Annotated in this window: 23 protein-coding genes; 15 read left to right on the plus strand and 8 right to left on the minus strand. The window is 65.9% G+C overall.

The window, feature by feature from the left end; all coding sequences use genetic code 11:
- Positions 1–769 precede the first annotated feature (769 nt).
- The 4 genes from E1263_RS24985 to E1263_RS25000 all read right to left on the minus strand — a co-directional run bounded on the left by E1263_RS24985 (position 770) and on the right by E1263_RS25000 (position 3880).
- A complete protein-coding gene (locus E1263_RS24985; protein WP_132171474.1) occupies positions 770–1252 on the minus strand; it encodes a hypothetical protein in 483 nt (160 codons plus the stop codon).
- Between the two features lie 275 nt (positions 1253–1527).
- Positions 1528–2622, minus strand: coding sequence for a methyltransferase domain-containing protein (locus tag E1263_RS24990; protein WP_132171476.1), 1095 nt, complete (start codon positions 2620–2622; stop codon positions 1528–1530).
- Entirely contained in the window at positions 2619–3566 is a 948-nt protein-coding gene (locus E1263_RS24995; protein ID WP_165956741.1) for an MvdC/MvdD family ATP grasp protein, read from the minus strand. The genes E1263_RS24990 and E1263_RS24995 overlap by 4 nt, the downstream gene beginning before the upstream one ends.
- A gap of 32 nt (positions 3567–3598) precedes the next feature.
- Complete coding sequence (locus E1263_RS25000) at positions 3599–3880, minus strand: hypothetical protein (RefSeq protein WP_132171480.1); 282 nt, start codon at positions 3878–3880, stop codon at positions 3599–3601.
- A gap of 1217 nt (positions 3881–5097) precedes the next feature.
- Here E1263_RS25000 and E1263_RS25005 point away from each other — a divergent pair.
- The 6 genes from E1263_RS25005 (at position 5098) to E1263_RS25030 (ending at position 8920) form a co-directional block, all read left to right on the plus strand.
- The gene (locus E1263_RS25005; protein ID WP_132171482.1) at positions 5098–5835 is read left to right on the plus strand and encodes a GntR family transcriptional regulator; all 738 of its coding nucleotides are present in this window, start codon (positions 5098–5100) and stop codon (positions 5833–5835) included.
- A gap of 12 nt (positions 5836–5847) precedes the next feature.
- Positions 5848–6105: a hypothetical protein gene (locus E1263_RS25010; RefSeq protein ID WP_132171484.1), complete on the plus strand. Its 258-nt coding sequence runs from the start codon at positions 5848–5850 to the stop codon at positions 6103–6105.
- Positions 6106–6244: 139 nt separating this feature from the next.
- A complete protein-coding gene (locus E1263_RS25015; RefSeq protein ID WP_132171486.1) occupies positions 6245–6733 on the plus strand; it encodes a DUF427 domain-containing protein in 489 nt (162 codons plus the stop codon).
- Between the two features lie 59 nt (positions 6734–6792).
- Positions 6793–7416: a helix-turn-helix transcriptional regulator gene (locus tag E1263_RS25020; protein ID WP_132171488.1), complete on the plus strand. Its 624-nt coding sequence runs from the start codon at positions 6793–6795 to the stop codon at positions 7414–7416.
- Positions 7417–7425: 9 nt separating this feature from the next.
- Positions 7426–7806 (plus strand): RidA family protein, encoded by a 381-nt coding sequence (locus E1263_RS25025; RefSeq protein WP_132171490.1) that lies wholly within the window; start codon positions 7426–7428, stop codon positions 7804–7806.
- Positions 7790–8920, plus strand: coding sequence for an alanine racemase (locus tag E1263_RS25030; RefSeq protein ID WP_132171492.1), 1131 nt, complete (start codon positions 7790–7792; stop codon positions 8918–8920). The genes E1263_RS25025 and E1263_RS25030 overlap by 17 nt, the downstream gene beginning before the upstream one ends.
- A 7-nt stretch (positions 8921–8927) precedes the next feature.
- On the opposite strand, the gene E1263_RS25035 is transcribed toward E1263_RS25030, so the two are convergent.
- Positions 8928–9497, minus strand: coding sequence for a hypothetical protein (locus tag E1263_RS25035; protein ID WP_132171494.1), 570 nt, complete (start codon positions 9495–9497; stop codon positions 8928–8930).
- Positions 9494–10009, minus strand: coding sequence for an RNA polymerase sigma factor (locus tag E1263_RS25040; protein WP_132171496.1), 516 nt, complete (start codon positions 10007–10009; stop codon positions 9494–9496). The genes E1263_RS25035 and E1263_RS25040 overlap by 4 nt, the downstream gene beginning before the upstream one ends.
- Positions 10010–10079: 70 nt before the next feature.
- On the opposite strand from E1263_RS25040, the gene E1263_RS25045 reads away from it, so the two are divergent.
- On the plus strand, positions 10080–11003 hold the full coding sequence (locus E1263_RS25045; RefSeq protein WP_132171498.1) for an oxidoreductase: 924 nt from the start codon (positions 10080–10082) through the stop codon (positions 11001–11003).
- On the opposite strand, the gene E1263_RS25050 is transcribed toward E1263_RS25045, so the two are convergent.
- A complete protein-coding gene (locus tag E1263_RS25050) occupies positions 11000–11722 on the minus strand; it encodes a hypothetical protein (RefSeq protein WP_132171500.1) in 723 nt (240 codons plus the stop codon). The two genes, E1263_RS25045 and E1263_RS25050, sit on opposite strands and share 4 nt — an antisense overlap.
- A gap of 124 nt (positions 11723–11846) precedes the next feature.
- Here E1263_RS25050 and E1263_RS25055 point away from each other — a divergent pair, with 124 nt between their 5' ends.
- The 8 genes from E1263_RS25055 to E1263_RS25090 all read left to right on the plus strand — a co-directional run bounded on the left by E1263_RS25055 (position 11847) and on the right by E1263_RS25090 (position 20433).
- Positions 11847–12425, plus strand: coding sequence for a TetR-like C-terminal domain-containing protein (locus E1263_RS25055; RefSeq protein ID WP_132171502.1), 579 nt, complete (start codon positions 11847–11849; stop codon positions 12423–12425).
- Between the two features lie 4 nt (positions 12426–12429).
- Positions 12430–13317 (plus strand): alpha/beta fold hydrolase, encoded by an 888-nt coding sequence (locus tag E1263_RS25060; RefSeq protein WP_132171504.1) that lies wholly within the window; start codon positions 12430–12432, stop codon positions 13315–13317.
- A gap of 73 nt (positions 13318–13390) precedes the next feature.
- Positions 13391–14797, plus strand: a complete 1407-nt coding sequence (locus E1263_RS25065) for an amidase (protein ID WP_132171506.1) — start codon at positions 13391–13393, stop codon at positions 14795–14797.
- A gap of 15 nt (positions 14798–14812) precedes the next feature.
- Complete coding sequence (locus E1263_RS25070) at positions 14813–16396, plus strand: ABC transporter substrate-binding protein (protein ID WP_132171508.1); 1584 nt, start codon at positions 14813–14815, stop codon at positions 16394–16396.
- Between the two features lies 1 nt (position 16397).
- Complete coding sequence (locus E1263_RS25075) at positions 16398–17375, plus strand: ABC transporter permease (protein ID WP_132171510.1); 978 nt, start codon at positions 16398–16400, stop codon at positions 17373–17375.
- A complete protein-coding gene (locus E1263_RS25080) occupies positions 17375–19219 on the plus strand; it encodes a dipeptide/oligopeptide/nickel ABC transporter permease/ATP-binding protein (RefSeq protein WP_202869042.1) in 1845 nt (614 codons plus the stop codon). The genes E1263_RS25075 and E1263_RS25080 overlap by 1 nt, the downstream gene beginning before the upstream one ends.
- A complete protein-coding gene (locus E1263_RS25085) occupies positions 19219–19944 on the plus strand; it encodes an ABC transporter ATP-binding protein (RefSeq protein WP_132171512.1) in 726 nt (241 codons plus the stop codon). Before E1263_RS25080 ends, E1263_RS25085 begins: the two co-directional genes overlap by 1 nt.
- 9 nt (positions 19945–19953) lie before the next feature.
- The gene (locus E1263_RS25090; protein WP_132171514.1) at positions 19954–20433 is read left to right on the plus strand and encodes a cupin domain-containing protein; all 480 of its coding nucleotides are present in this window, start codon (positions 19954–19956) and stop codon (positions 20431–20433) included.
- 1046 nt (positions 20434–21479) lie between these two features.
- Here the strand turns inward: E1263_RS25090 and E1263_RS25100 are convergent.
- Positions 21480–22925 carry an HNH endonuclease signature motif containing protein gene (locus E1263_RS25100; RefSeq protein WP_165956742.1) on the minus strand — a complete coding sequence of 482 codons (1446 nt, stop codon included), beginning with the start codon at positions 22923–22925 and terminating at the stop codon, positions 21480–21482.
- Between the last annotated feature and the right edge of the window lie 543 nt (positions 22926–23468).

Below are 23468 nucleotides of genomic sequence, written 5' to 3' on the forward strand. Positions count from 1 at the left end.
CACCCACCCCCAGCCAGTCGCCGGGCTACCGCCCGCCAATCTGCGCGCTACCGCGCGCCCGAGAACGGGCGGCGTCCGGCTGAGGTCACCTCGAACGTGGACCAGGGCTTGCGTGGCAGGCAGGACTCGAATCTGCGACCAACGGAGTCGCAGTTCGGGTCGCCACCGGATTTCAGCTCGGATCAGCAAATGCCATCTGACCTGCTCTTTTATAGTGCCCGCCAGCGTTTCGACCTCATTGCTGATCAGCTCGGATCGTCATGAATCAGGCGACTACTGGTCACACCTGGGGTGGGCAGGGTGACTGGCAATGCATCCCGAGCTCACTCGTCGAGCTCTGGAACACATGTCGGATGTCTGGTGACCTGACGGTCGCCACCCCGACGCCATCAGCTCGGGTAGGACGAGGGAAAGGGTGGCCGCAACCGCCGGGATCAGCGGCTGATTCAGATGCGTGGGCCTACCCGACACCGCCCTGCAGTCGGGCCTGTTCGGCGGTCTAGTCGTCGGTGACCTCGCTGAAGATGTAGCGCAGGGGGTGGTGTTGGTTGCGACCTTGACCACAGGGACGTTGCCCAAGATTTCCAGGCAGAATCGCTGGTTGGGCTTGTTCATTTTCTTGTTGTCATCCATCTGGCCGAACCACACCTTGGAACCGGACTGGCCGCTGTCCTGCAGCCACTGCGCAAACTCGTCGAAGTCCACCAAGGGAAAGTGGTGTGTCGTCGAGCTGACTTCTTCACCCCGTGCTGCCCATGGATGGCAGCTATCAGGCGGACTGGGGAGGTCTGGGCGGATCGAAAGTCCGCGGGTTGCTTGTGAGGTACGTCGGCAGTCCCCAGACCGCCGATTGGCAGCGCATGCCACGATGCATCTGCTCAGCCAACTCGTCGGCAGAGATCTCGAAAACCTCGTTCCGGGCGGCACGGCGGCGCTTACGACTGAATCGATTGCCATGATCTGGGGCCGAGTGAGCAACCGCGTTTCGGAAGTCGAACAGCTTCTGTAGTTCGGGGACGAGGGTTTCGTAGGGCGCCCAAATAAGACCCTCAAGCTCGATGATTCGCTTGAGCAGCCCCAGCTTTTCACCAAAGCTGAACCTCTTGAGGAGCCACTCCTCGATGAGGATGCTGCAGTCTTGGGTCCGACCAAGGTAGAGGGCGAACGCGTAGTCGAGCGCGGCCTCACAGTCCACCGCGTAGACGATCACGTCTTCAGGGAAGTTCGCGGGTGCGCTGTCCAGCTCTGTCATACCCACGGACCGTAACTAACGTCAGCCTCTGCGACTAGCGCGCGGCCGTAGGAGGCCTGCCTGCCTGCTCATCAGCACGGCGCTCGCGGGTCGTGCCGCCGTGTGGGCAGGGGTGGCCTCGCAATGCATCCCGGAGCTCACTCATCGAACTCTGAAACACATGACGGGTGCGGTGATCTGCTGGCCGCGCCCCTGCCCACTCCGTGAGCGTGACGGGTCGGAGTAACCAGCATCGAGGGTTATCCACATGGAGGCGGGCTAGGCTCGCTCACCGGTCAGGGCACCCGGGGCAGAGCCCATTCGACTCCGTGCCCTTCAAGCCTGATGTGTTGCGACTCGGGTTTCACGGAGATGCTGAACATGTCCCGCGTCGGCCGGCCGAGGTCATCCCATCGCTTGTGCGCAGCCTCGACGGCGTTCCAGATCTGCTGATCCCCAGCCTGTGCGACCGTTCCGTTGTCGAGTCTGGCCCAGGAGCCATCCAGGTGGGTGAAGATCGTGACGCCTGTCTCCAGTTTGCTGAGGAAACGTATACCGGGGAGCGCAGCGGCCAGAACGAAACGGAAGTCGTCGTCGAACCAGATCTTCTCGTCGAGGTCGGTTGGTCGGGTCGACGCGATAGCCGAAGCGATGTCGGCGATCTGGGTGCCGAGGTCGGCCGGTCTCGGCGTTGGTCGCAGTGGCATGAAGAATGCGGCGACCTGTAGGAACCTCCCCTCGCCCTTCCTTCCGGGCTCGATGTCCACAACTGCTACGCCGGTTGCGATCGGAGTCACGATCCGGCCGCCGGGCCGAGTCTGGTCAAGCCATGCGTCCGGAATCCGATTCGGCGCGCACGTCGCGATGATCCCGTCGTACAGCGCGCCGCCCGCCCAGCCTTCAGCCCCGTCGCCGATGCCTAGAGTCGGTCGGTATCCGATCGAGGCCAGCCGGGCCTGTGCGTCGTTGATCAGGTCAGCAGCGATGTCGACGCTGACGACGTTGCTGTCTCCCACACGATGGCTGAGGAGTGCGGCGTTATATCCAGTTCCGGTGCCGATCTCCAGCACGCGGTGATCGTCTTGCGGGTCTAGCGCTTCCAGCATCGCGGCCATGAGGCTCGGGACTGTGCTCGATGACTTCACGTCCGGCGAGACGACCAGGAGTTGGTTGGTGTAGACGCCCTCCAGCCAGGCGTCCGGCGTGGATTCGTCGACGACCGGTTGCTCACCGGGAGTCTGTCGGTAGAACCTCGGCACGAAGACATGGCGCGGGACCGCAGCGAAAGCGGCCTTCCAAGCTTCCGAGGTCACTGCGCCGTCAGCCGCCAAACTCTTGGCTAATTGCCAGCGCAGCTTCTCTGCCCGCGATTCCCACAGGTCCCCGCTCACTCAACTGCGCCCTTCTCCAGGATGTCTGCCAGCGCTGCACTGATCGGCAGGCCGGTCTCTTGCTCGATCCAGGCCCACTGGCCATTGGGGTTGACCTCGATGAAAGTCCAACGTCCGTCTGGCGTGACGATGAAGTCGAACGCGCCAAACAGGAGCCCGAGCCGCTTCATCATCTCGCTGATTGCTGTGCGTACCTGATCCGGCACGCGGGTCTCTCGATAGGTGACTGCGCGTTTGTGGGCCCGGATGTCCACCGCGCCATCCGGGTCGTCCGGCATGATCGCCGCTGCGAAGAACTGGCCGTCGACGTAGGTCAGGCGGACTTCATAATCACGCTCAACGACCTCTTGGAATAGGTGCGCGGTTGCCGCGATACCCGGGTGACCCCAGTCAGACTCGGGTACCTCGGCGGTGTACAGCACCCCCGTACCTTCGTCTGCGGATTCGTACAGGATCGTGGACAGAGACTTAGTCACGATGCGCCCGACCCGCTTGCCGAAGGCAACGACATCGTCGGGCCGATTCGTTACCAGCGTCTTAGGTGTCGACAGCCCGACCTGCGCAGCTATCGCCAACTGGTAGGGCTTGACCCTGGCATCCGCCATCCGGCCGGGATTGTTCAGCCAGGTCACACGCGGCAACCCAGCCAGGATGCCGAACAGCGCGTGCCGGGCCTGGGACCGGATGAAGTCCGCTTCGGACTCGGGTAGGCCCGCTGGGGTCTTGAAGCCGGACGGCCGGCGAAAGTACACCGCGCGCACCTCGGCCAGCTCGACAAGGCGCAGCGGCCCGAGCAGTTCTCCGAACCATGCTCCGTCGAATCCAGCCGACAGATCAATGGAGTCCGGGAAGTCGCCGGGATCCAATCGCCAGAACCCAACGCCTCGCTGATTCAGGTGCTCCAGCACGAAGTCTGCGGTCGGGTCACAGACCTCGGTCAGCACCAGGACACGAGGACTCGGACCGCTGCGTGGTCTCACTTGCGGTCGTCCACTCCGTAGTCGAGGCTGATCGAGGTCTGTCCGTCGCTTTCGTACTGGCTGGTTGTGTCGCCCGACACGATCTCCTTCACCGGCTGATCACCGACGTACCCGATCTGGGAGTCCGGGTCAAGGGTCACCGCGTCACGGTCGTGCTGGAAGTTGGGCTGCCACCGCGCGAACTTGATGCCGAACGGCTTGACTGCCTTACTCGTACCGGCGCCAAGCGCGCGCCCAACCGGGGTGCGCTCGGTGTCTAGGTCAATGGTCATTGTCATGTTGGTTCCTCTCGTCCTGACGCTGTTGCGTCGTCTTCACCAGGTCCCTGATTGGGGGCCTAGTGATCCACCGCCGGTCTGCAGGCTGGCGGAAGTCCGAAACTGTGTAGGCAACTGATGGCACTGTGAGGTCTCGGCGGTTGACTCGTCCGGGGCATCGTCGAGCCAGCGAACCTCCGTCGCACCTTGGTGTCCGTGGATCTTGAGTAGCGACTTCAACGACGGCCACCGACTCCACTGACCCCCGACGGGTCGTGGTGGCGGTACAGCTCGCCTCGGCGGAATGTCGTGGCGAGAAACGTCGCGGCGCGGGCCTCGATGGTGCTCACGGACCTCCTTGCCGATGGTTGGACCAGCGGCGGGCGGCCGACTCGCCGTCTGGTCGCCCACCGCTGGCTTGAGGAGCCCTCGATCACGAGGGTTAAATCGAGGGCTCTGTTTGGGGTGACGGAACCGGCACCCAGCGCCGATCCGCGCCCGGAGGAAGTGAGGAGCGGTGCCGGTCCCGTCAGATCAGGTTTCCGCGCGGTCAGTCGCGCGGGTCATATGGTTCATGTGGCGGGTAGGCAATCTCATGCTCGGTCGCCGGTCTGGCGCGAATCTGGTCGCGCGGGTACCGAATCCGGAACGCGTCGCCATAGGCTTGAGCCAGCGCGGTTGGCGCAACGCGAGCGTTGATGATCTTCCCGTTGCGGATCACGGCTATCAGCCACCGCTCGTCATCGGTCGCCGGTCCGAACGTGGGCTTGGCTCGTTGGTGAATCTCAACTCGCCGAACAGCCGCCGCTGTGACGCCTCCAGCCTCTCGGCGTGCTGCGGATCGTTGCCAATCGACTCCGTGATCATGCAGTCGCCCAACCAGCCTCGTACTTGTTGCCATTCATCTCCCCCCTCGTCCTGTGTCGTCTCCATCCCGGCCTTCATCTCCCCGTTCGATCAGATCCCCATCCAGATGCCGCTCGCCACGAAGCCATCCCTCGAATGCCCACTGGGTCAGCTCGGGGCACCGGCCGACGTAATACGAGATCTGCGCTTCGGTCAGCTTCTCCATCACACGGACCTCCGGTGTTTGGGTTGAGCGGCGCGAAAGCCTAGGGTTGTGACCAGGGAAGCGATTCCAGGATGTGGCTCGTAAACCTAGGTTTTCGCATCCTTGGAGTTTGCATGACTGCACGCTGCGTGGCAACACGCAAACCTAGGGTTACGGAGGTGAAGGGATGGCCCAGCCGCTGTGGCAACAACTGGCGGAGGCACTGCGAGCAGATCTCGTCGCGTCACCACCGGGCAGTCCGTTGCCTACGGACGAGGAGTTGGCCAGGGCTCATAGCGTTTCGAAGATGACGGCCGCACAGGCTGTCCAGCATCTCGCGGCCATCGGCCTTGTAACTCGCGTGAAGGGCCACGGCACCGTCACGCGAGATCTCCGACCGATCACGCTGCACACCAGCCGACATGCTGCCGCCGCCCATGGCGCCAAGGCGGGCGGACCCTGGTCGATCGCAGTCACCAATGCCGGTATGACACCAGAGGTGCGGCTGCTCACTGTGGTTCGTGTCGCGGAAGATGACCTGCCGGACTTCGTCGCCGAGGTCTTCACGGAGGAGATGGTCCGGCGTGATCGACTGATGTTTGCTGACGGTCAGCCGGCCGCGATCACAACGGCTTGGATTCCTTGGCGTGTGGCCGCAGGCACCCGCCTAGCGGACCGCGACATGATCCCCCAAGGGACCTACTCCGCACTCCGGGAAGCAGGCTACGCCGTGAACCGCGCGGTCGAGAGCATCCGGTCAAGGCACGCCACCGACGCTGAGCGAAAGGCCCTTCGCCTGCCCAAGGACGCATCCGCTCTGGCGGTCGAGCGCATCTCGTTCTACGGGGATGGGCAAGCAATCGAACTGCTAGAAACCGTGGCGGACGCCACCCGTGTCACCATGCAACACTCGATCGACTTGTGAGAGGTTCGCCCCATGACCACGCCACCCGGACCCCACTCTCCAGCCTGGCCCAAGGATTTCAGCTACAAGAACGCGACGGCAGAGAAGCGAGCAGCACTGTTCGTGGATGCGATGACGCCCGAAGTGGCACGGACAACCCTCCAAGAGTTGGTGCGAATCCTGGTTGCGAACGAAGCCAAGGCAGCGAAGGACCACACGGAACGACAGGCTGTTGAGGCATCGACTCATCAACAGATCTGGTCCCTTGTCTTCGGTCCTGAGGACAAATAGAAAAGCGGCCCCCAGCCGAGATTGCCGGGAGGAACATTCCTGTCTTCAGCCGCAGGTAGGGGCGATACCTCCACGGATGCCTCAGAGTGCGCCTTGACGTATCTTCCAGATCATCGGCGATGAACGGGGAGGCGAAGGCATGGAGAGAATTCAGCCCGGGCCAGGGCAGGAGTCCGTCTGGGACTACCCGCGGCCGCCGGCGCTCGAGCTGTCGTCCGAGCAGATTGCGGTCGTCCTTGGTGGACAGGTGATTGCCGAGACCTCGCGGTCCTGGCGAATTCTCGAGACCAGCCATCCCCCGACGTACTACCTTCCGCGGTCGGCCTTCGTGGCCGGGAGTTTGCGTGCGGCAGGCGGTACGTCGTACTGCGAGTGGAAGGGCGTCGCCGAGTATCTGGACCTCATCGGCGGCGACCGGGTCGCGGAGCGGCAGGCATGGTGGTATCCGACGCCGACGCAGAGCTATGCGGCCCTGGAGGATCACGTCGCGCTGTATCCCGGCGCGATGGATCTGTGCACGGTGGACGGTGAGCGGGTCGCGGCTCAGCCCGGCAACTTCTACGGCGGCTGGGTGACGTCGCGCGTCGTCGGGCCGTTCAAGGGCACACCAGGCACCAGTTACTGGTGAGTCGATAGACTATTTGTCTAGATTTGGATTTTCCGGCTAGCTCTGGCTACGCTCGAGCCATGGATCCGGACGAGCATCTGCTGGCCGAGGCGGAGAAGATCGCGCGGGCGCTGGGTCGCATGTTTCCCGGGTTGTGCGAGGTGGTCCTGCACGACCTGCGCGACCCGGAGCACGCGATCCGGCTGATCGAGAACAATCTGTCCGGCCGGACCGTCGGGGACCCGGCCACCGAGCTCGGGCTGGCCCGGCTTGCGGACCCCGACTACCCCGATGTCCTGCAGAACTACGCGAACAGCTTCGCCGACGGTCGGCCGGTGAAGAGCACCTCCGTCGGAATCAAGAATGCCGAGGGCGACTACATCGGCGCGCTCTGCCTCAACATGGATGTGTCCACGCTCTCGCCGGTCGCCTTGGCCTTGGCCAGCTTGGTCGCCACCGACCCAACTCTCGGCGAAGCAACCCCAGAGACCCTGCGGACGCGCAATCGCCGCGAGCTGCGTGAGGTCGTCGAAACCACCGCGGCCGAGCGGTCCACTACCCCACGCGCCCTGCCCCGGGACGCGAAACGACAGTTGGTACGGCGCCTGCACGCCGACGGCTACTTCGAATCCCACAACGCCGCCCAGACCATCGCCGACCTGCTCGGCATCTCCCGGGCCAGCGTCTACACCTACACGAAATGAGTGAGTGCGATGGTTGAGACCGCAAACTCCCCTGGGCTGCTGCCACCGATCGGGCACTATTCGCATGTCGCCCTCCATGAGCGCGTTGCCTACATCTCGGGGCAACTGCCGCTCACCCCGGAGGGCGTGCCGCTGGCCGACCAGCCATTCGCCGTCCAGGTCGAGCAGGTGCTCAAGAATCTCGACGCCTGCTTGCAGACGGCCGGCAGCGACCGGACACAACTGATCAGCGTCACCGTCTACGTGACGGATATCGGCGACTGGCCTGAGTTCGACCGGATCTACCGAGCCTGGCTTGGGGACGCACGACCGGCCCGAGCCGTCGCAGGTGTAAACGAACTGCACTACGGCTCCGCGGTGGAGGTGCAGGCCGTTGCCGCACGCAACTGATCTGACCAGCCCGGATACGCCGTTCGCGGTCGTCGACGCAGCCAAGGTCAAGCGCAACATCGCCCGGCTCGGCGAGCACGTCGACGCCTTGGGCGTGAGCCTGCGCCCCCACGTGAAGACCGCGAAGAGCGTGCCGGTCGCCGACCTCGTGCACGGCGGCAACCCCGGGCCGATCACCGTGTCGACTCTGGCCGAGGCAGAAGTGTTCGCGGACTTCGGATACACCGACATCCTGTACGCCGTTGGGCTGGATCCGCATAAGCTCCCGCGGATCCTGGCCTTGTTGCAACGTGGCGTCGTACTGACCGTTCTGATCGACAGCGTCGAACAGGCCCAGGTGATTTCCCTTGCCGGCCAGGCGATCCCGACTCTGATCGAGGTCGACTGTGACGGTCACCGGGGCGGTGTCCTTGCCGATGATCCGGTCCTGCCACAGATCGGCGGCATCCTCGCCGCGACCGGCAGTCTGGCCGGTGTCCTCGTCCATGCGGGTGAGTCGTACTTCGACACGACACCCGCAGCTCAGCACGCTGCTGCCCAGCACGAACGCGATGTCGCAGTAGCCGCGGCCGATCGATTGCGTGCCGCCGGTCTGACTGTGCAGACAGTCAGCGCCGGCTCCACACCGACAGCACATGCAGCCACCGACCTGAGCGGTGTCACCGAACTGCGCGCCGGGAACTATGTGTTCTTCGATCTCGTGATGGCGGGCCTCGGCGTCTGCACCATCGAGGATCTCGCCTTGTCTGTCGTCGTCACCGTCATCGGGCACCGCCCCGAGCGCGGCTGGATCGTCACCGATGGAGGCTGGATGGCGATGTCGCGCGACCGCGGAACCGCCAACCAGGCCGTCGATCAGGGCTACGGTCTCGTGACCGACCTGTACGGCGCTGCCATGCCCGACCTGGTGATGAGTTCAGCCAGCCAGGAACACGGCATCCTCACCACCCGCAGCGGCAACCAGCCACCTGAACTGCCGATCGGCACTCGGCTGCGCATTCTGCCCAACCACGCCTGCGCTACTGGTGCGCAGCACTCGTCGTACCAGGTCATCAACCTGCACACCCAAGGCATCACCATCGATGCGGAGTGGGACCGTATCCGCGGCTGGTAACCCGAGGTCAGCCGGGGTAGGCCGCCTCGAAGAGCTTGCGCAGCTCGGGGTCGCTCGGACCGCTGTGACCACAGATGCTGACTTGGCCGTTGGCGGCAGAGACGAGATAGCTGCCGCCAACGGTGAAGTCGACGTGGTACAAAACCACCTCAAGTGGCTTCGACTCCACCTCGACGGATTCGGCCGGGCCGCCGCTGTACCAATGCGCCACCTTCAGCGTGACCAGGTCACCCTTGATAGCGGTCACCTGGCCCTCGAAGGCGACCTTCAGGTCCTTGAAGTCGGCAACCTCCGGCGCGCGGCACTTGCCGGCCGCGCCGCCGGCCATCGTGAGTTTGACCGTCGGGGCGGGCGGGACGGCGATCGGCGGGTTGTCGTTCGCGTTGACTCCCCAGACGACACCACCAGCAGCAATCACTACGGCGGCTGCGGCGGCGGCCGGGATCCAGCGGCGACGCGTTGTTGTGGTCGTAGCCATGGTTTTCTCCAGAAGGCGATCGAGGTCGGGCTCGGGAGCACCCCGCAGTGACGCCGGGTCGGCGGCCTTCAACCGGGCCAGCAGTTCGTTGTCGTTCACAGTTCACTCCCTCTCTTGACCTGTTCCTGTCCGGCGACGCGGGCGTTCTTTCGCTCCAGCTCAGCAGCCATCTTCTTCTTTGCCCTATGCAACCGAATGCTCACCGCGTTCGCCGTCAGCCCAGTGACGGTGGCGATAGCTTGCGGTGCCAGACCTTCCCAGGCCCAGAGCAGCACAACCTCGCGATCGGCCTCGCCCAGGGTCCGCAAGGCGTCGTACAACTCGGCATGTTCGCCGGGCTCACCCTGTGGCACGGCCTGCGTGAGCCGGTCGACCAGGCGGAGTCTGCGGCGCTCGGCCCGGCGCGCGTTGGCCAGGCAACCGCGCGCAACGCCGTAGCACCACGGCAGTACCTCCTCCAGATTCGGTACGTCGTCGATCCGTCGCCAGAGCACCAGCATCGTCTCGGCCAGTACGTCGTCGACCGCGTCGGCGTCGGCCCGTCGGACCAGGTAGCGGTGCAGTGGTTCGCCAACAGCACGGACCAGCGCCTCGAACCGAGCCTCTTGCATGGAAGTCACACTCCTACCTGTCCGGCTCCACGCCCATCCTTTCAACACACCTTCGGCGATACTGACCGGCATGTCAGCAGAGTGGACCGAGCGCGATATCCCCGATCAGACCGGCCGAACGATCCTGATCACCGGAGCCAACTCCGGCCTCGGCCTGCGCTCGGCGGTAGTACTGGCGGGCAAGGGCGCCCGAGTCCTCCTCGGCTGCCGCTCCCCCGAACGCGGCCAGCAAGCGCTCGCCGAGGTCAACTCGCCGTACGCCGAACTTGTCGCGCTCGATCTCGCGGATCTCACGTCGGTGCGTGCCGCGGCGGATTCGGTCCGGGAGCGGTCGGGCGACAGGCTCGACGTACTGATGAACAACGCCGGGATCACCGGGGTGCCGTTCGGGCGGACGGCTGATGGGTTCGAGTCGCAGTTCGGCACCAATCACCTCGGGCACGCGGCCTTGACCTGGCTCTTGATGCCTGCACTGCGCAACGGCACCGACGCCCGGGTCGTCACGGTCGCCTCGATCGCGCATCGAGGTCGCGGACTCGACCTCGACGACCCGAACTTCGAGCGCCGTACCTATCGAGCGCATCTCGGCTACGCGCAGGCCAAGCGAGCGAACCTGGTGTTCGCCCTTGAACTCGATCGGCGGTTGCGGGCTGCCGGCTTGCCGATCCGCAGTGTCGCCGCCCATCCCGGCATGACCAATACCGAACTGTTCCCTAACGCCCTGAAGAGTCGCGGTGCCTTGGCCGTGAAGGCTAGTCGCGTCATCAACGCTCTCATCACCCAGCCGCTCGCACCAGGCACCCTCCCTCAGCTCTATGCCGCGACATCCCCGGATGTTCAGGGCGGAGGCTACTACGGCCCGGCCGGTCCGCTAGAGATCCGCGGCAAGGTGGCTCCCGCCAAGCCGACCGCGAAGGCCGCCGACGAAACCACCGGCCGCCGCCTGTGGGAGTTGACCGCCGAGCTCACCGGAATCACTCCGGATCCGAGCTAGATCTTCTGGTCGGGAAAGTACTGCCGGTCCCAGGTGCTGCCCAGCTCGCAGCTCAGGTGCTCCGGAGCCTGGCCGGGCTGCGGGCCGGAGTTGAGGTACTCGTAGTCCTGCACGAACAGCAGCCGGCGATCGGTCTGGATGGCGAAGCCGACCTCCTGCGGGATCGGCAACGACACCGACCACAGCACGCGGCGCGGATCCTCATCAAGCTCCAGCAGGTCCACGATCGTGGGCGCTGTCCGCACGATCCGCTCGCTGGCGTGGTAGTGCTTGGCCTGGATCACTGCTTGTTCGAGCAGGTCACGCAGCTCCTGGATCCGCCCGTGGCGACGGGCCATGGCATTGGCTTCCTTGGCGCGCCCCAGCGAGCGGAGTACGGCGATGAGGCCCAAGTAGCTCTCCTCGTCGGTCGGGTAGTCGGCCAGCAACGTCCGGTAGACCCGCTCCGACGCGTCGAACCTGCCAGCCACTCGAAGCCCGGTAGCCAACTCGAACAGTTGGAGGTGGTCGCTGGGAGGCCGGGTCGCCAGAATGTATTCGTACGCCGCAGCAGCGAGTGCCGGCTCCCGTCGCTGACAGTGCTCGCCCAGCCACCAGGCGGCGCCAACCCGGCTCCGCTTCGTCAACGCATGCTCGAACTGACGCCGCTGCTTCGGAAGCTCGCGCTGATAACGCGCCTCCGCGACAAGCTCCCGCTGCCGCCCGTGCTCCTCGTCCACGAGACCCAGTTAAACCCAGGTGCCCGCACAGTAGGTCCCCCGGAACCGCATTGGCAGGTTGCGGACATCCGACCCTTTGCATAGAGTGATTCCACTTCATGGCGTAGTGTATTGGAGAGTGCCCGTGGCTGGACGTCCCCGGAATCCCGAACTCGAGCAGCGGTTGCTGCAGGCGACATGGGAGTTGCTGACCGAGCGTGGGTACGACGCTTTGACGCTGGCTGAGGTGGCGGCTGCAGCCGGGGCGCATCGCACGGACGTCTATCGGCGCTGGTCGAGTAAGGCACAACTGGTGGTCGACTCGCTAAGCGAGCATCTGCCGTCGATTGTCGCCTTGGACACCGGATCGCTGCTGACGGACCTCCGGTTGATCCTCGGCGCGTTCGCTGAGTCCTGGTCGTCGCCGTGGATCGATGGCGTGGTTGCGCTCTCCGCCGACCTGCAGCGCGATCCGGAGGCCGAGCTCGCCTTCCGCAAGATGGCCGAAGGGCGTGGCGCCGCTTTGTCCCAGGCGCTGGATCGCGCGATCAGCCGGGGTGAGATCGCCGCCACCACCGATCGCGCGCTGATCGGCGACCTCATCGAAGGACCGCTGATGCATCGGCGGATCGCCGGTCGCCAGTCGCTCCCGCCGGAATATCTCGACACGCTCGCGGCCGTCGTTCATCAGGTTCTGACCGCAGGGTCCTCAGCGAAACGGTGAATCCATGGAGCCCAACAAAGGGCAACTCAGTCCAGGTGATGGCCTGACCGCGGCGTACGTCGTACTGCCTGACGGCCGGCGGTTGCGCACGATCACCGCCGGGGCGGGTGACGGCCCGCTGGTCGTCTTCGAGGCGGGCATGAGCGCGCCGGCCGCCTCCTGGGTGCACACCCAACGCGAGATCAGCGCGCACGCTCGCACGTTGTCTTACGACCGCGCCGGATACGGCGGCAGTGACGTCGATCCCGCGGATCGCACTCTCGAGCGGCTCGCCGACGACCTCACCGCCCTGCTCGACGCACGCGGCGAGACCGCGCCGGTGATCCTGGTGGGGCACAGCTGGGGCGGCCCGATCCTGCGCCTGTTCTGCGAACGTCACCCGGATCGCGTTGCAGGACTGGTGTTTATCGATGCGACGGTCACCGAAGTGATGCCGGAGAGCGACAGCAAACTCCTGTCCAGATCCTTTGCGGTGCTGGAATTCCTAGCCCGCATCGGCGCCAAAGGCCTGATCATGAAGCAGACGATCACGCACCTGGCGCCGGAGATCAGCGCCGCCGATCGCGAGATCCTCACCCGCGACTACGCGAATGCGCGAGCGATGCACGCCGCGCGCCGCGAGGCATACCAGGTGATCCCCGCCTTGCAGACCATGCGCCGCCTCCAAACAGCCGGTACGCCGGATGTGCCCACCATCTGTCTCCAGGCCGGTCGCGTCGACCGCGGCATGAAGGAACGACGCCCGGTCTTCAACCAGGCAACGGAGAAGCTGATGGCCGCCGCGCCGAACGGCCGCGTCGACGTCGTTACCGGCAGCGGGCATCTCATCCCGCAGGAGAATCCCGCCGCCACCCGAGCGGCAATTCTCGAGATCATCAGCCTCACTCGCTAGAAACCCTTGCACACCGCGGCGGAGAGCTCTACATTCATTCAACTGCACGGCGTAGCGAAATGAGGTGAGCGGGATGCACGAGCTGTCGGCGACGGCGCAACTGGCCGCGCTACAGGCAGGCGAGTTCAGCTCCCGCGAGCTGACCACCCATTACCTGGAGCGCATCGCCAAGTACGACGCCATGCTCGGCGCGTTCGTGACCGTCGTACCGGAGCTTGCGCTCGACGAGGCCCGGCGGGCCGACAAGCGGCTCGCCGACGGCGACCGGGCTCCCCTGCTCGGCCTTCCGTTGGGAATCAAAGACCTCTTCAATACCGCCGGCGTGCGGACCACATTCGGCTCGGCGGCCCTCGCCGAGACCGTTCCAGCCGCCGACGGCTGGGCCACCGGCTTGCTGCGGCAGGCAGGCGCCGTACTGGTCGGCAAGACCAACACCCCCGAGTTCGGCGCCACCTGCTACACCGAGAACTCGGTCACGGCCCAGCCGTCGGTCACCCCGTACGACGTGACTCGTTACGCGAGCGGATCGAGCGGTGGCGCGGCGGCGGCGGTGGCCGCCGGTCTACTCCCCGTCGCGCATGCCAGCGACGGCGCGGGGTCGATCCGTACCCCGGCCACGACCTGCTACCTAGTCGGGGTCAAACCCAGCCTCGGCCTGGTCACGGCTTCCGTCCCGCCCAGTTCTTTCTTCCCCACCGCCATCGAAGGACCGCTCGCGCGGAATGTCGCGGACGCGGCGCTACTGCTGGACGTGATGGCGCACCCGTGGAAGGGAGACCTGAACGGCTGGCGGCCAGAGGGCTCCTTCGCCGACCTGCAACCGCCGAAGCGGTTGAAGATTGCCGTCTGGACCGAGACCGGGATGGACGGGATCACCCCGCATCCCGAAACGATCCGGGCGGTGGAGCGTACGGCGATCCTCCTCCAACAACTCGGTCACGAGATCCAGGAGGTGCCGATCCCGGCCCGCTGGGACGACACCATCCGGCGGGCGATGCGCACGCACTTCGGCTACCTGATCGACCTGGTCGTCGACCAGGTCGTCCCCGACCAGCGGGCTGCCCAGCTGACGCCGTACATCAAGTATCTGAACGAGATCGGCGCCGAGCTGTCCGGCGCGGATGTCCTGACCGCACAGGCGATCCAGGTTCGCTTTGCCAGTGCCTTCGCCGCGACCGAGGCCGACGTCGTGCTGACCCCGGTGACGAGTGGGCCGCCGGTCCCGCTCGGGCACTTCGAGTCCACCGGCGTCGAAGGAATCATCGATCGGATGCTGGAGTGGTCGGTCTACACCCCGTGGGCCAACCTGTCCGGTCAACCGGCGGTCGCCCTGCCGTCACATCTCGACCAGGACGGGCTGCCGTACGGCGTTCAGCTCGTCGGACGTCCTCGCCACGATCTCGAGCTTCTCGCCCTCGCTGCGCAGCTCGAGGCTGCCGCCCTCTGGGACGACGTCCACCCACCCTGCTGGAGCCAGTAACGCTACGGAGACACCATGAAGAGAATTGCTGCACCCGCTGCCGTCTGCGCAGCGGTGCTGGTCGCCTCGGGCTGCGGCGGCGCGAGTCCCGCGGCCCAGGACCAAGCGCTGGTCGACGGCGCGACGTTCACGTTCAACATCGACTCCGATCCCGGCAACCTCGACCCACAGGCCGGCGCGAACAGCTGGGTCCAGCAGCTCGGCCGGTTCGGCTACGACCCGCTGATCCACATCGATGCCAACGGCAAGCTTCTGCCCGGCCTCGCGACCGAGTGGTCCGTGACCGGCAATCAGGTCAAGCTGACCGTCAAGAAGGGCGTCACCTGCTCCGACGGTACGCCGTTCACGGCGGCGAACGTGGCGTCGAACGTAGCCTGGGTCGCGGATCCCAAGAACAAGAGCCCGCTGCTCGGCGTCTACCTCCCCGCCGGGACCAAAGCGACCGCGGATGACGCCGCGAGCACGGTCACGTTGACGGCACCGCGGGTCGGCTCGTTCGTGCTCAACGGTTTGGCCAAGCTGTCGATGGTCTGCGGCAAGGGTCTGCAGGATCGCAAGGCGCTGGCTCAGGGAATGTCCGGCACCGGCCCCTACACGTTGACCTCGGTCGCGGCGAGCGACCAGTACACGTTCACCAAACGCGACGGCTACACCTGGGGACCGGACGGCCTCAGTACGGCGACCAACGGGCTGCCGCAGAAGGTTGTCGCGAAGGTCGTCCCGAACCCAACCACCGCCGCGAACCTCCTGTTGTCCGGCGGACTCAACGCCGCCACGCTGATCGGTCCAGACGTCAAGCGCCTGCAGGCCGCGAACTTGTACACCGCGAAGATGCCGCTGCTCGTCGGCGAGATGTGGTTCAACCAAGCGGGCGGCCGGCCCGCCGCCGACCAGTCCGTGCGCGAGGCCCTCACACGGGCGCTCGACCTACCGCAGCTCGCGAAGGTCCTCACCTCCGGAGCCGGTACGACGCCAACCACGCTCTCGTCCGTCGTACCGCTGGCGTGTCCCGGTGACTCAGTCTCGGCAGCCGTGCCTGCTCACGATGTGGAGAAGGCGAAGCAGTTGCTGGACAAGGCTGGTTGGGTCACGGGAGCGGACGGCGTACGAGCGAAGGGCGGGAAGCCGCTCGCGCTGACGCTGTCGTTCAACACTGCCTTCGGGACCGGGATCTCGGCCGCGGCTGAGCTGGCCACGAAGACGTGGACAGAGCTCGGCGTCAAGATCACGGCGAAGCCGCAGGACACCACGGCGGTCAACGGCTCGCTGTTCGGGACCGGCGACTGGGACATCGCCTGGGTCGGCGTGGGCTCGAGCTCACCTGACCAGCTGGTGCCGTTCGTCTCCGGCCCGGTTCCCCCGACTGGCACAAACTTCGCGCACATCGACAATGCGCCGTACGCCGAGGGTGTGGCTGCGGCGACGAAGTTGCAGGGCGCGGACAGTTGTGACGTCTGGTTGAAGGCCGAGGCCAAGCTGGTCGGCGATGTCGATGTGGTGCCGTTCGCCAACGACGTGATCCAGACCTTCGGCAAGGGCGCGCGGTTCGAGAACATCGGCGGCCTGGTGCCGACGAGTATCCGGATGCTGGCCGGCTGACATGGCGACGCTGGAGGCCATGCCGGTGCTCGACAACCCCTGGATCCGGTTCGCGGCCCGCCGGTTGGGGCGGATCGTCGTATCGGTCTGGGTGCTGATCACCGCGGCGTTCCTGATGATCCACCTCGTGCCTGGCGACCCCGTGCGCAGTGTGCTCGGGCCCACCGCCACGGCCGAGGTGGTCGCCGCCAAGCGGGACGCGCTTGGCCTGAATGATCCGCTCGGCATGCAGTACATCCATTACCTGCAAGGCGTTCTCTCTGGCGACCTCGGTATGGCGTTAACGTCGAACCTGCCGGTGTCCCAGGTGATCGGGCAGCGGTTGCCGACCACGGCGACGATCGCGGTGCTGGCGTTCCTGCTCGCGATTGCGGTCGCGATCCCGCTCGGGGTGTTCATGGGTGTGCTGACGCGCGGCGGGCGGGCTCGGCGGGCCGAATTGACGTTCACCAGCACAAGCGTCGTACTGGGGGCGATTCCGGAGTTCCTGCTCGCGGTTGGGCTGGTCTATGTGTTCGGGGTGAGCCTCGGGTGGCTGCCGGTGGCCGGGCGCTCCGGGCCGGCGTCGTACGTGCTGCCCGTGGTTGCGCTCGCGATCGGGCCGGCCGCCGTACTGACTCGGATCGTGCGGGTTCAGATGGTGAGCGTGCTGTCGGCTGACTACGTGCGAACTGCGCGCGCCAAGCGGCTGCGTTCGGCGGCCGTGTACTTCAAGCATGCGTTGCCGAACACGTTGACGGCGACGCTGACGCTCGGCGGTCTGCTGCTGAGCGTGATGGTCGCGGGGACCGTGCTCGTGGAGAACGTGTTCGCGTGGCCGGGGCTCGGGACCACGATGATCAGCTCGATTCTGGCCCGCGACTATCCGGTCGTTCAGGCGATCGTGCTCGTGTACGGCGTCGGCGTCCTGCTCGTGAATCTCGTCGTCGATGTGGCGCTCGCGGTCCTCGATCCGCGCTCCGCGATCAGGGAGAGCTGATGAAGAAGCGCTGGCTGTCGGTACTGCGAACGCCCGTGGGACTGAGCGCCGGACTGCTGCTGTTTGTGGTGCTCGCGCTGGCCGTGGTCGCTCCGCTGCTGTGGTCCGGGCGCGCCGATCACGTGGATACGAACGTGATGCTCGAAGGCGCCTCGGCTCGGCATTGGGTCGGGACGGATGATCTCGGCCGGGACCTGTTCTTCCGGGTACTCGTCGCCACGAGGCTCTCGATCCAGTTGGCCTTAGTGGCAACGCTGATCGCGGTCGTGGTCGGCCTCGCGCTGGGAACGCTGCCTGCACTGGTCGGCCCGCGGTTGGGACGATTCGCGGTCGCAGTCGTCAACGTGGCGGTCGCCTTCCCCGGATTGCTGCTGGCGTTGTTCTTCGCGGTGATCTTCGGCGTCGGCGCGCATGGCGCGGTGCTGGCGATCGGCTTGGCGAGTGCGCCGTCGTTTGCTCGGCTGACGCAGACTCTGGTCGCCGGGGTGATCTCGCTGGACTACGTCGCGGCGGCTCGCAGCGCTGGGATCGGGCGTTTCCGGGTGCTACTGCGGCACGTGCTGCCGAACATCGCCGAGCCGCTCGTGGTGAACGCGACGATCGGTGCGGGCGGATCGCTGCTCGCCTTTGCCGGGCTGTCGTTCCTCGGGCTCGGCGTGCAAGCGCCGCAGTATGACTGGGGGCGGTTGCTGGGCGATGGCCTGGCCAGCATCTACGTCTCACCGGCGGCCGCGTTGGCTCCGGGTGTGGCGGTGGTGGTTGCGGGGCTGGCGTTCAACCTGTTCGGCGAGGCGGTGGCCAAGGGGTTCGGGTTGACCACGCAGCTCGGACGGTTGCCGGAGGCACCTAGCGCGCCGGCCGACGTACCGGAGCTTGATACCGAGCATGTGCTGGATGTTCAGTCGTTGTCGGTCACGTTGCCTGGCGGGCTGCGGCCGGTGCGGGACGTCAGCCTGCGGATCCGGCGGGGCGAGGCGGTCGGGGTGGTCGGCGAGTCCGGCTCTGGCAAGTCTTTGACGGCGCTCGCGATCGCGCAGCTGATCGAGGAGCCGGTGCAGGTGACGGCGTCACGGTTGCGGTTCCGCGGCACGGACTTGCTGACCGGCTCGCATCGGCGACTGCTCGGAACGTCGCTGGCCATGGTGTTCCAAGACCCGATGACCGCCTTCAACCCGGTACGGCGAATTGGCGCGCAACTGGCCGAAGGCGCCCGCGAACATGACGGGCTGACGCGGAAAGCGGCGTACGCGCGAGCTGTCGATCGACTGCGATCGGTGCGGATCCGTGAGCCGGAACGGCGGGCTGGTCAGTATCCGCACGAGTTCTCCGGCGGGATGCGCCAGCGCGCGCTGATTGGGATGGGCATGATGGGCAAGCCCGCGCTGATCATCGCCGACGAACCGACGACCGCGCTGGATGTGACTGTGCAGGCACAGATTCTCCAGCTGCTGCAGGAGATCCGGCTGGCCGATGAGGTGGCGCTGCTGCTGATCAGCCATGACGTAACGGTGGTCAGAGCGATCTGCGATCGGGTGCTCGTGATGTACGCGGGCCGGATCGTCGAGGACGTGTCTTCCTTGGACCGCGCGCGGCATCCGTACACGCGGGCGTTGGTGGCGGCGGTGCCGACCATGGAGACCTCTTTGGACGAGCCGCTCGCGGTGATTCCGGGGCGGATGCCTGATCTGGCTGACGTTTCGGTCGGCTGTGCCTTCGCCGCCCGCTGTCCGCTGGCCGACGACCACTGTCGACAAGTCGAGCCTTCATTGGAGACGTCGCCCGACGGCAGCAGGGTTGCCTGCTGGCATGCCAACGACCTAGCTCTAACGACCCGGGGGTCCTGATGTCCGAACTGCGTTTCGAAGCTGTCAGCGTTCGCTACGGTCACGGCCGGCACAGTATGACCGCGGTCGACGACGTCAGCCTGACCGTGCCCTCAGGGGAGATCGTCGGGCTGGTCGGTGAATCCGGTTCGGGCAAGTCCACGCTGGCCCGGGCCGCGGTCGGGCTCACCCCGATCTCGGCCGGGCGCATCACGCTGGATGGGCGGAGTATCGACGTACGGTCTGGGGTTCGAAGGCAGTTGCAGATGGTCTTTCAGGATCCCTATCTGTCCTTGAATCCGCGGATGTCCATCGGGCAGTCGATCGGCGAAACGATGCCCGACCGCCCGCGGTCCCAGCGGTCCGCCGAGGTCCGGCGGTTGATGCAACTCGTCGATCTCGCACCCGAGCGCATGTCCCAGTTCCCGGCGCAACTGTCCGGTGGTCAACGCCAGCGGGTCGCCCTGGCGCGCGCCCTCGCCGGACAGCCGGACGTAATCATCGCCGACGAGATCACCTCCGCCCTCGACGTCTCCGTCCAAGGCACCGTCCTCAACCTGGTCCGCGATCTCCAGTCCCAGTTGGGCTTGTCGATGCTGTTCATCTCCCACAACCTGGCCGTCGTCCGGTACGTCGCCAGCCAGGTCGTAGTCATGTACCGCGGCCGCATCGTCGAGCACGGCCCGACAGCCGACGTACTGGCCGACCCTCAGCATCCGTATACCCGCGAGCTCCTCAGCGCTTAGTCTTCAGCGGTGACGAGCTTTCCGAACATTGTGGCCTCAGGTTCCGGCGAAGACTTCCCGATGCCCTTCGGCGTCCTGACGCTCCGCATCACCGGCGAACAGACCGCTGGTGCACTGTCCGTGGTCGACGCGGTCCTCAACCCCGGCGCCCTCGGCGCGGCACCCCACATCCACCACGGTCACGAGGAGTACTTCCTGATCGGCTCCGGCCTGGTCACCTTCGACACCCCCACCGGCCCGGTCGAGATCGGCCCGGGCGGCTCGGTCGAGATCGGCCCGGGCGGCTCGGTCGCCGTACCGCGCGGCCAGGCCCACGGCTTCCGCAACCTCGCCGACGAACCCGCCCACCTCACCATGCTCTTCACCCCCGCCGGCTACGAAAACTACTTCCGCACCGCCGCCGAAGCCTTCGCCTCCGGCGAGCCGTTGACCCCCGAGCTCCTCAACGCCCTCCGAGCGCACCACCAAACAGTCCCCGCCACGCTCTAACCACTCGACCAAATTCAGTCCATCAGCAGTGGTTGACGCCGGGGAACGGATCTTGCGGGGTGTAGACGAGGCTGGCCGGGACATAGCCCCACGCGTGGCTGTTGTCGCCAAGGTGTAGTACCAGACGTTGTTGCCGCCGGCGTGGGAGTCACCGGACACCCAGCACTTGAAGTAGCTCTGGGTCGAGAGCAGGCGGTCGACCACGTTCGTCGGGTTGCCTGAGCCGGTCGAGAACCGTGGCGCCTGGTAGACCGGGGTGTCGTAGGCGTTGCCGCAATACAGGTTGCCGCCGCTGGCGTAGCAGGAGGCGGCGGATGCCGTGGTCGCCGTGGCGCCCATCACAACCGTCAGCGCAGCGGCTGCTCCGGCCGCATCACAGTGCGAATTGCCTTTGTGCTCAAAGTGTTCGCTCCCCTTCAACAACTGCCGGCTCATCCGGCTGACCGACAGTATTGGCGCGCCTTCGGTCACAGCAGAGCCCTTCGACCCGGTCGAAGAGCCGGGACATCCCGTCATCACACGACTACCGCTTGCGCAGGACAGTGCGTTCGGCGTAGGTCGCGAGGCCCGCGTGGATGAGCGCCATCAGCAGCGCGACGACGTGCAACGCAACCACGGGGGGCCTTGGCACTTGCGGCGGCCGAGACATTGGGAAGGTGGAGCGTTTCGGTGACCGTCGGAGCGAGGTCTGGGCCGTGAAGACGGTAGATGGTGGCGGCGAGGGAGCCCAGAAGCGCGATGCCGAAGGCGTTGCCTGGTTCGTTGCTGGTTTCGGCGATGGCGGCTGCGGCCCCGCACCCGCGCCTACATGAACCGCGGGACCACAGAAGGTCTCTCCAAAAGACATCATCCGCTGCCTCAAACGCCTCATCATCCGCACGCTCTACTGCACCCTCACCACACTCCTGACGATCTATGGACCATCCCCACTTGGCGGAGTCCGCCTGCCGCTATGAGCCTGTCGCAGAATTGGCGTGGTTGCGGGCATGGCAAGGCGCTCCGCGAGGTGGTGACCGCGCGGAGGCCTGGGGGTGGGCACGTGGGGTTTACGGGCCGGCTGTTGGGTTGGCGTTGGTTGACCAGGGGTCGGTGTAGTTGGGGACCATGGCGGTCAGGTGGGCGCGGAACGCTTCGCGCTTGGCGGCCAGCGTCGGGCTCGGGAGCTTGCTGGTTGCGGGGAGCGTGTCCGGCTGCCCGTACATCGGGTCGCTGACAGCGCTGGCCCTGCCCGCACTGACGTTGCCCCCGTCCGCCTTTGTGCTGCCTGCGTTGGCCCAGCTGATGGCGGCGGCCAGAACAGCAGGGTCCGTCACCGGCGACGGGTCCGCCCAACTCGGGCGAGTCACGTTCACGATGCCGCCGGTGATCGAGACAGCCCACTGCTCAGCATGCACAGCACGGTGATGCGACGCGCACAGCAGCACGAGGTTTTGCATGCTGGTGGGCCCGCCGTTGGCCCAATGAATGATGTGATGGGCATGGCACATCCACGGCGGTGCTTTACACACAACGCAGCCCTTATCGCGCTTGATCAACGCCCGCCGCATGTACCTGTTCACGAACCGTTGCTCAGTCCCAACGTCCAGCGGCTGCGAATCCCCACCCAGAACAATCGGGAGGATCGCGGCGTCACAGGCCAGTAGCCGCACGGCTGAGGCGGACAGGTTGTTCCCGAACACCAACTCACCAACCGCGCCGGTCGTCTCGCCGAGCGCAGCTTTGAGGTCATCGAAGTCGATCGTGACGGTCAGATGCGGCACACCCGGATGGTCAGGGTTGCCGGCTGCCGCGTCCAGGGTGGCTACCAAAGCATCAGCCTGACGCACGTCCTGTGGCCGCGGATCCCGCTCACCATCAACAGTCTTATGCGGCTTCGACAACATGTGGATCTGGGTGGTGAGCTGCTCACCATCAGCACCAGGCAAGAACCCAGAGAACTTCACCCCGCCATCAACCTGCCGCAACCGCAACGACCTCTTCGCCTGCGCCTCTTCCTCAGAAGGCTCCGCACCATCGGCGTCGAGCCGCGCGAGGACATCGTTGCCGAACTTGGCGAGCCGACGAGGGTCCTGGTCTTTCGCGACGCCGACCATCTGGTTTTCGGTGAACTCGAGCGTCTCGACCGGAACAGTCGAGGGTGCCTTCTCCAGCGTCTCGACGATCACCATGCCCTGCGCGGGACGCATCGTCCACGGCCGGGCCGGATCTGTCGGATCCGGCAACGCTCCCGCCACGAGCGGGTACTTACGCAAAGCAGCCATGAACGCGAGAGCCTTACGCACCTCGGCAGGAGCCTCCCGGTACCGCTCGGACAAGAAATCGACAGTGTCACGGGCACCGAGCTCTTGCGCGGCACCCATCTCGTCGAGGCGCCCCGAGGCTTGCAGGATGAAGGTGTCGAGTGCTGCTTTGACAGCGTGCGCAGTGTCCAGCGAGGTCACCAGTTCGGCGACACTCAAGGACCACACTGGGGGCATCGTCAACATCTCCATACCCAAAAGCATAGCCACGCCCACCGACACTTTTTGGCCGTAAAGCCCTTATCTGCAAGGTTTTCTGTGGGCTACTTTGTCAGCCCACACCAGCCCACACCCTGCCCACAGCCGCCAGGCGTGCTCGAAGGGTTCAGTCGATTGCCCTTGGGGCGGGCGGGGATCCGCAGTCCCGGTTAAGGTCCGGCGAGGACTCGGCCGGGGGCGTGGGTGCGTGGTTGCTCGCCGCGACCGGCCGACTCGAAAAGCGGGTGGCTGGTCGCCGCGGTGGCTGAGGCGGGATGGCGAGGTCGGCGATCGAGGCTCGCGCCGCTTGAGGTTCCGGGCTTTGGCTGGGGTTGCTGAGGTTGACGTCGGTGATCGCGTTTCCGTTGGCTTGGACTGGCGGGCTGCGGGCTGGGGTTGCTGTCGTTGCTGTCGTTGCTATTGGCAACTATGTTCCCCTTGCCTACGGGATGACGGGCGGTGCTCGGGTCCTGAAGTTACCGTCGGCGACCGCGTTCCCGTTGCCTGCGGGATGGTGGGCTGCGGCTCGGGTTGCCG

Source organism: Kribbella antibiotica, from assembly GCF_004349055.1.
GTDB classification, from domain to species: Bacteria; Actinomycetota; Actinomycetes; order Propionibacteriales; family Kribbellaceae; genus Kribbella; species Kribbella antibiotica.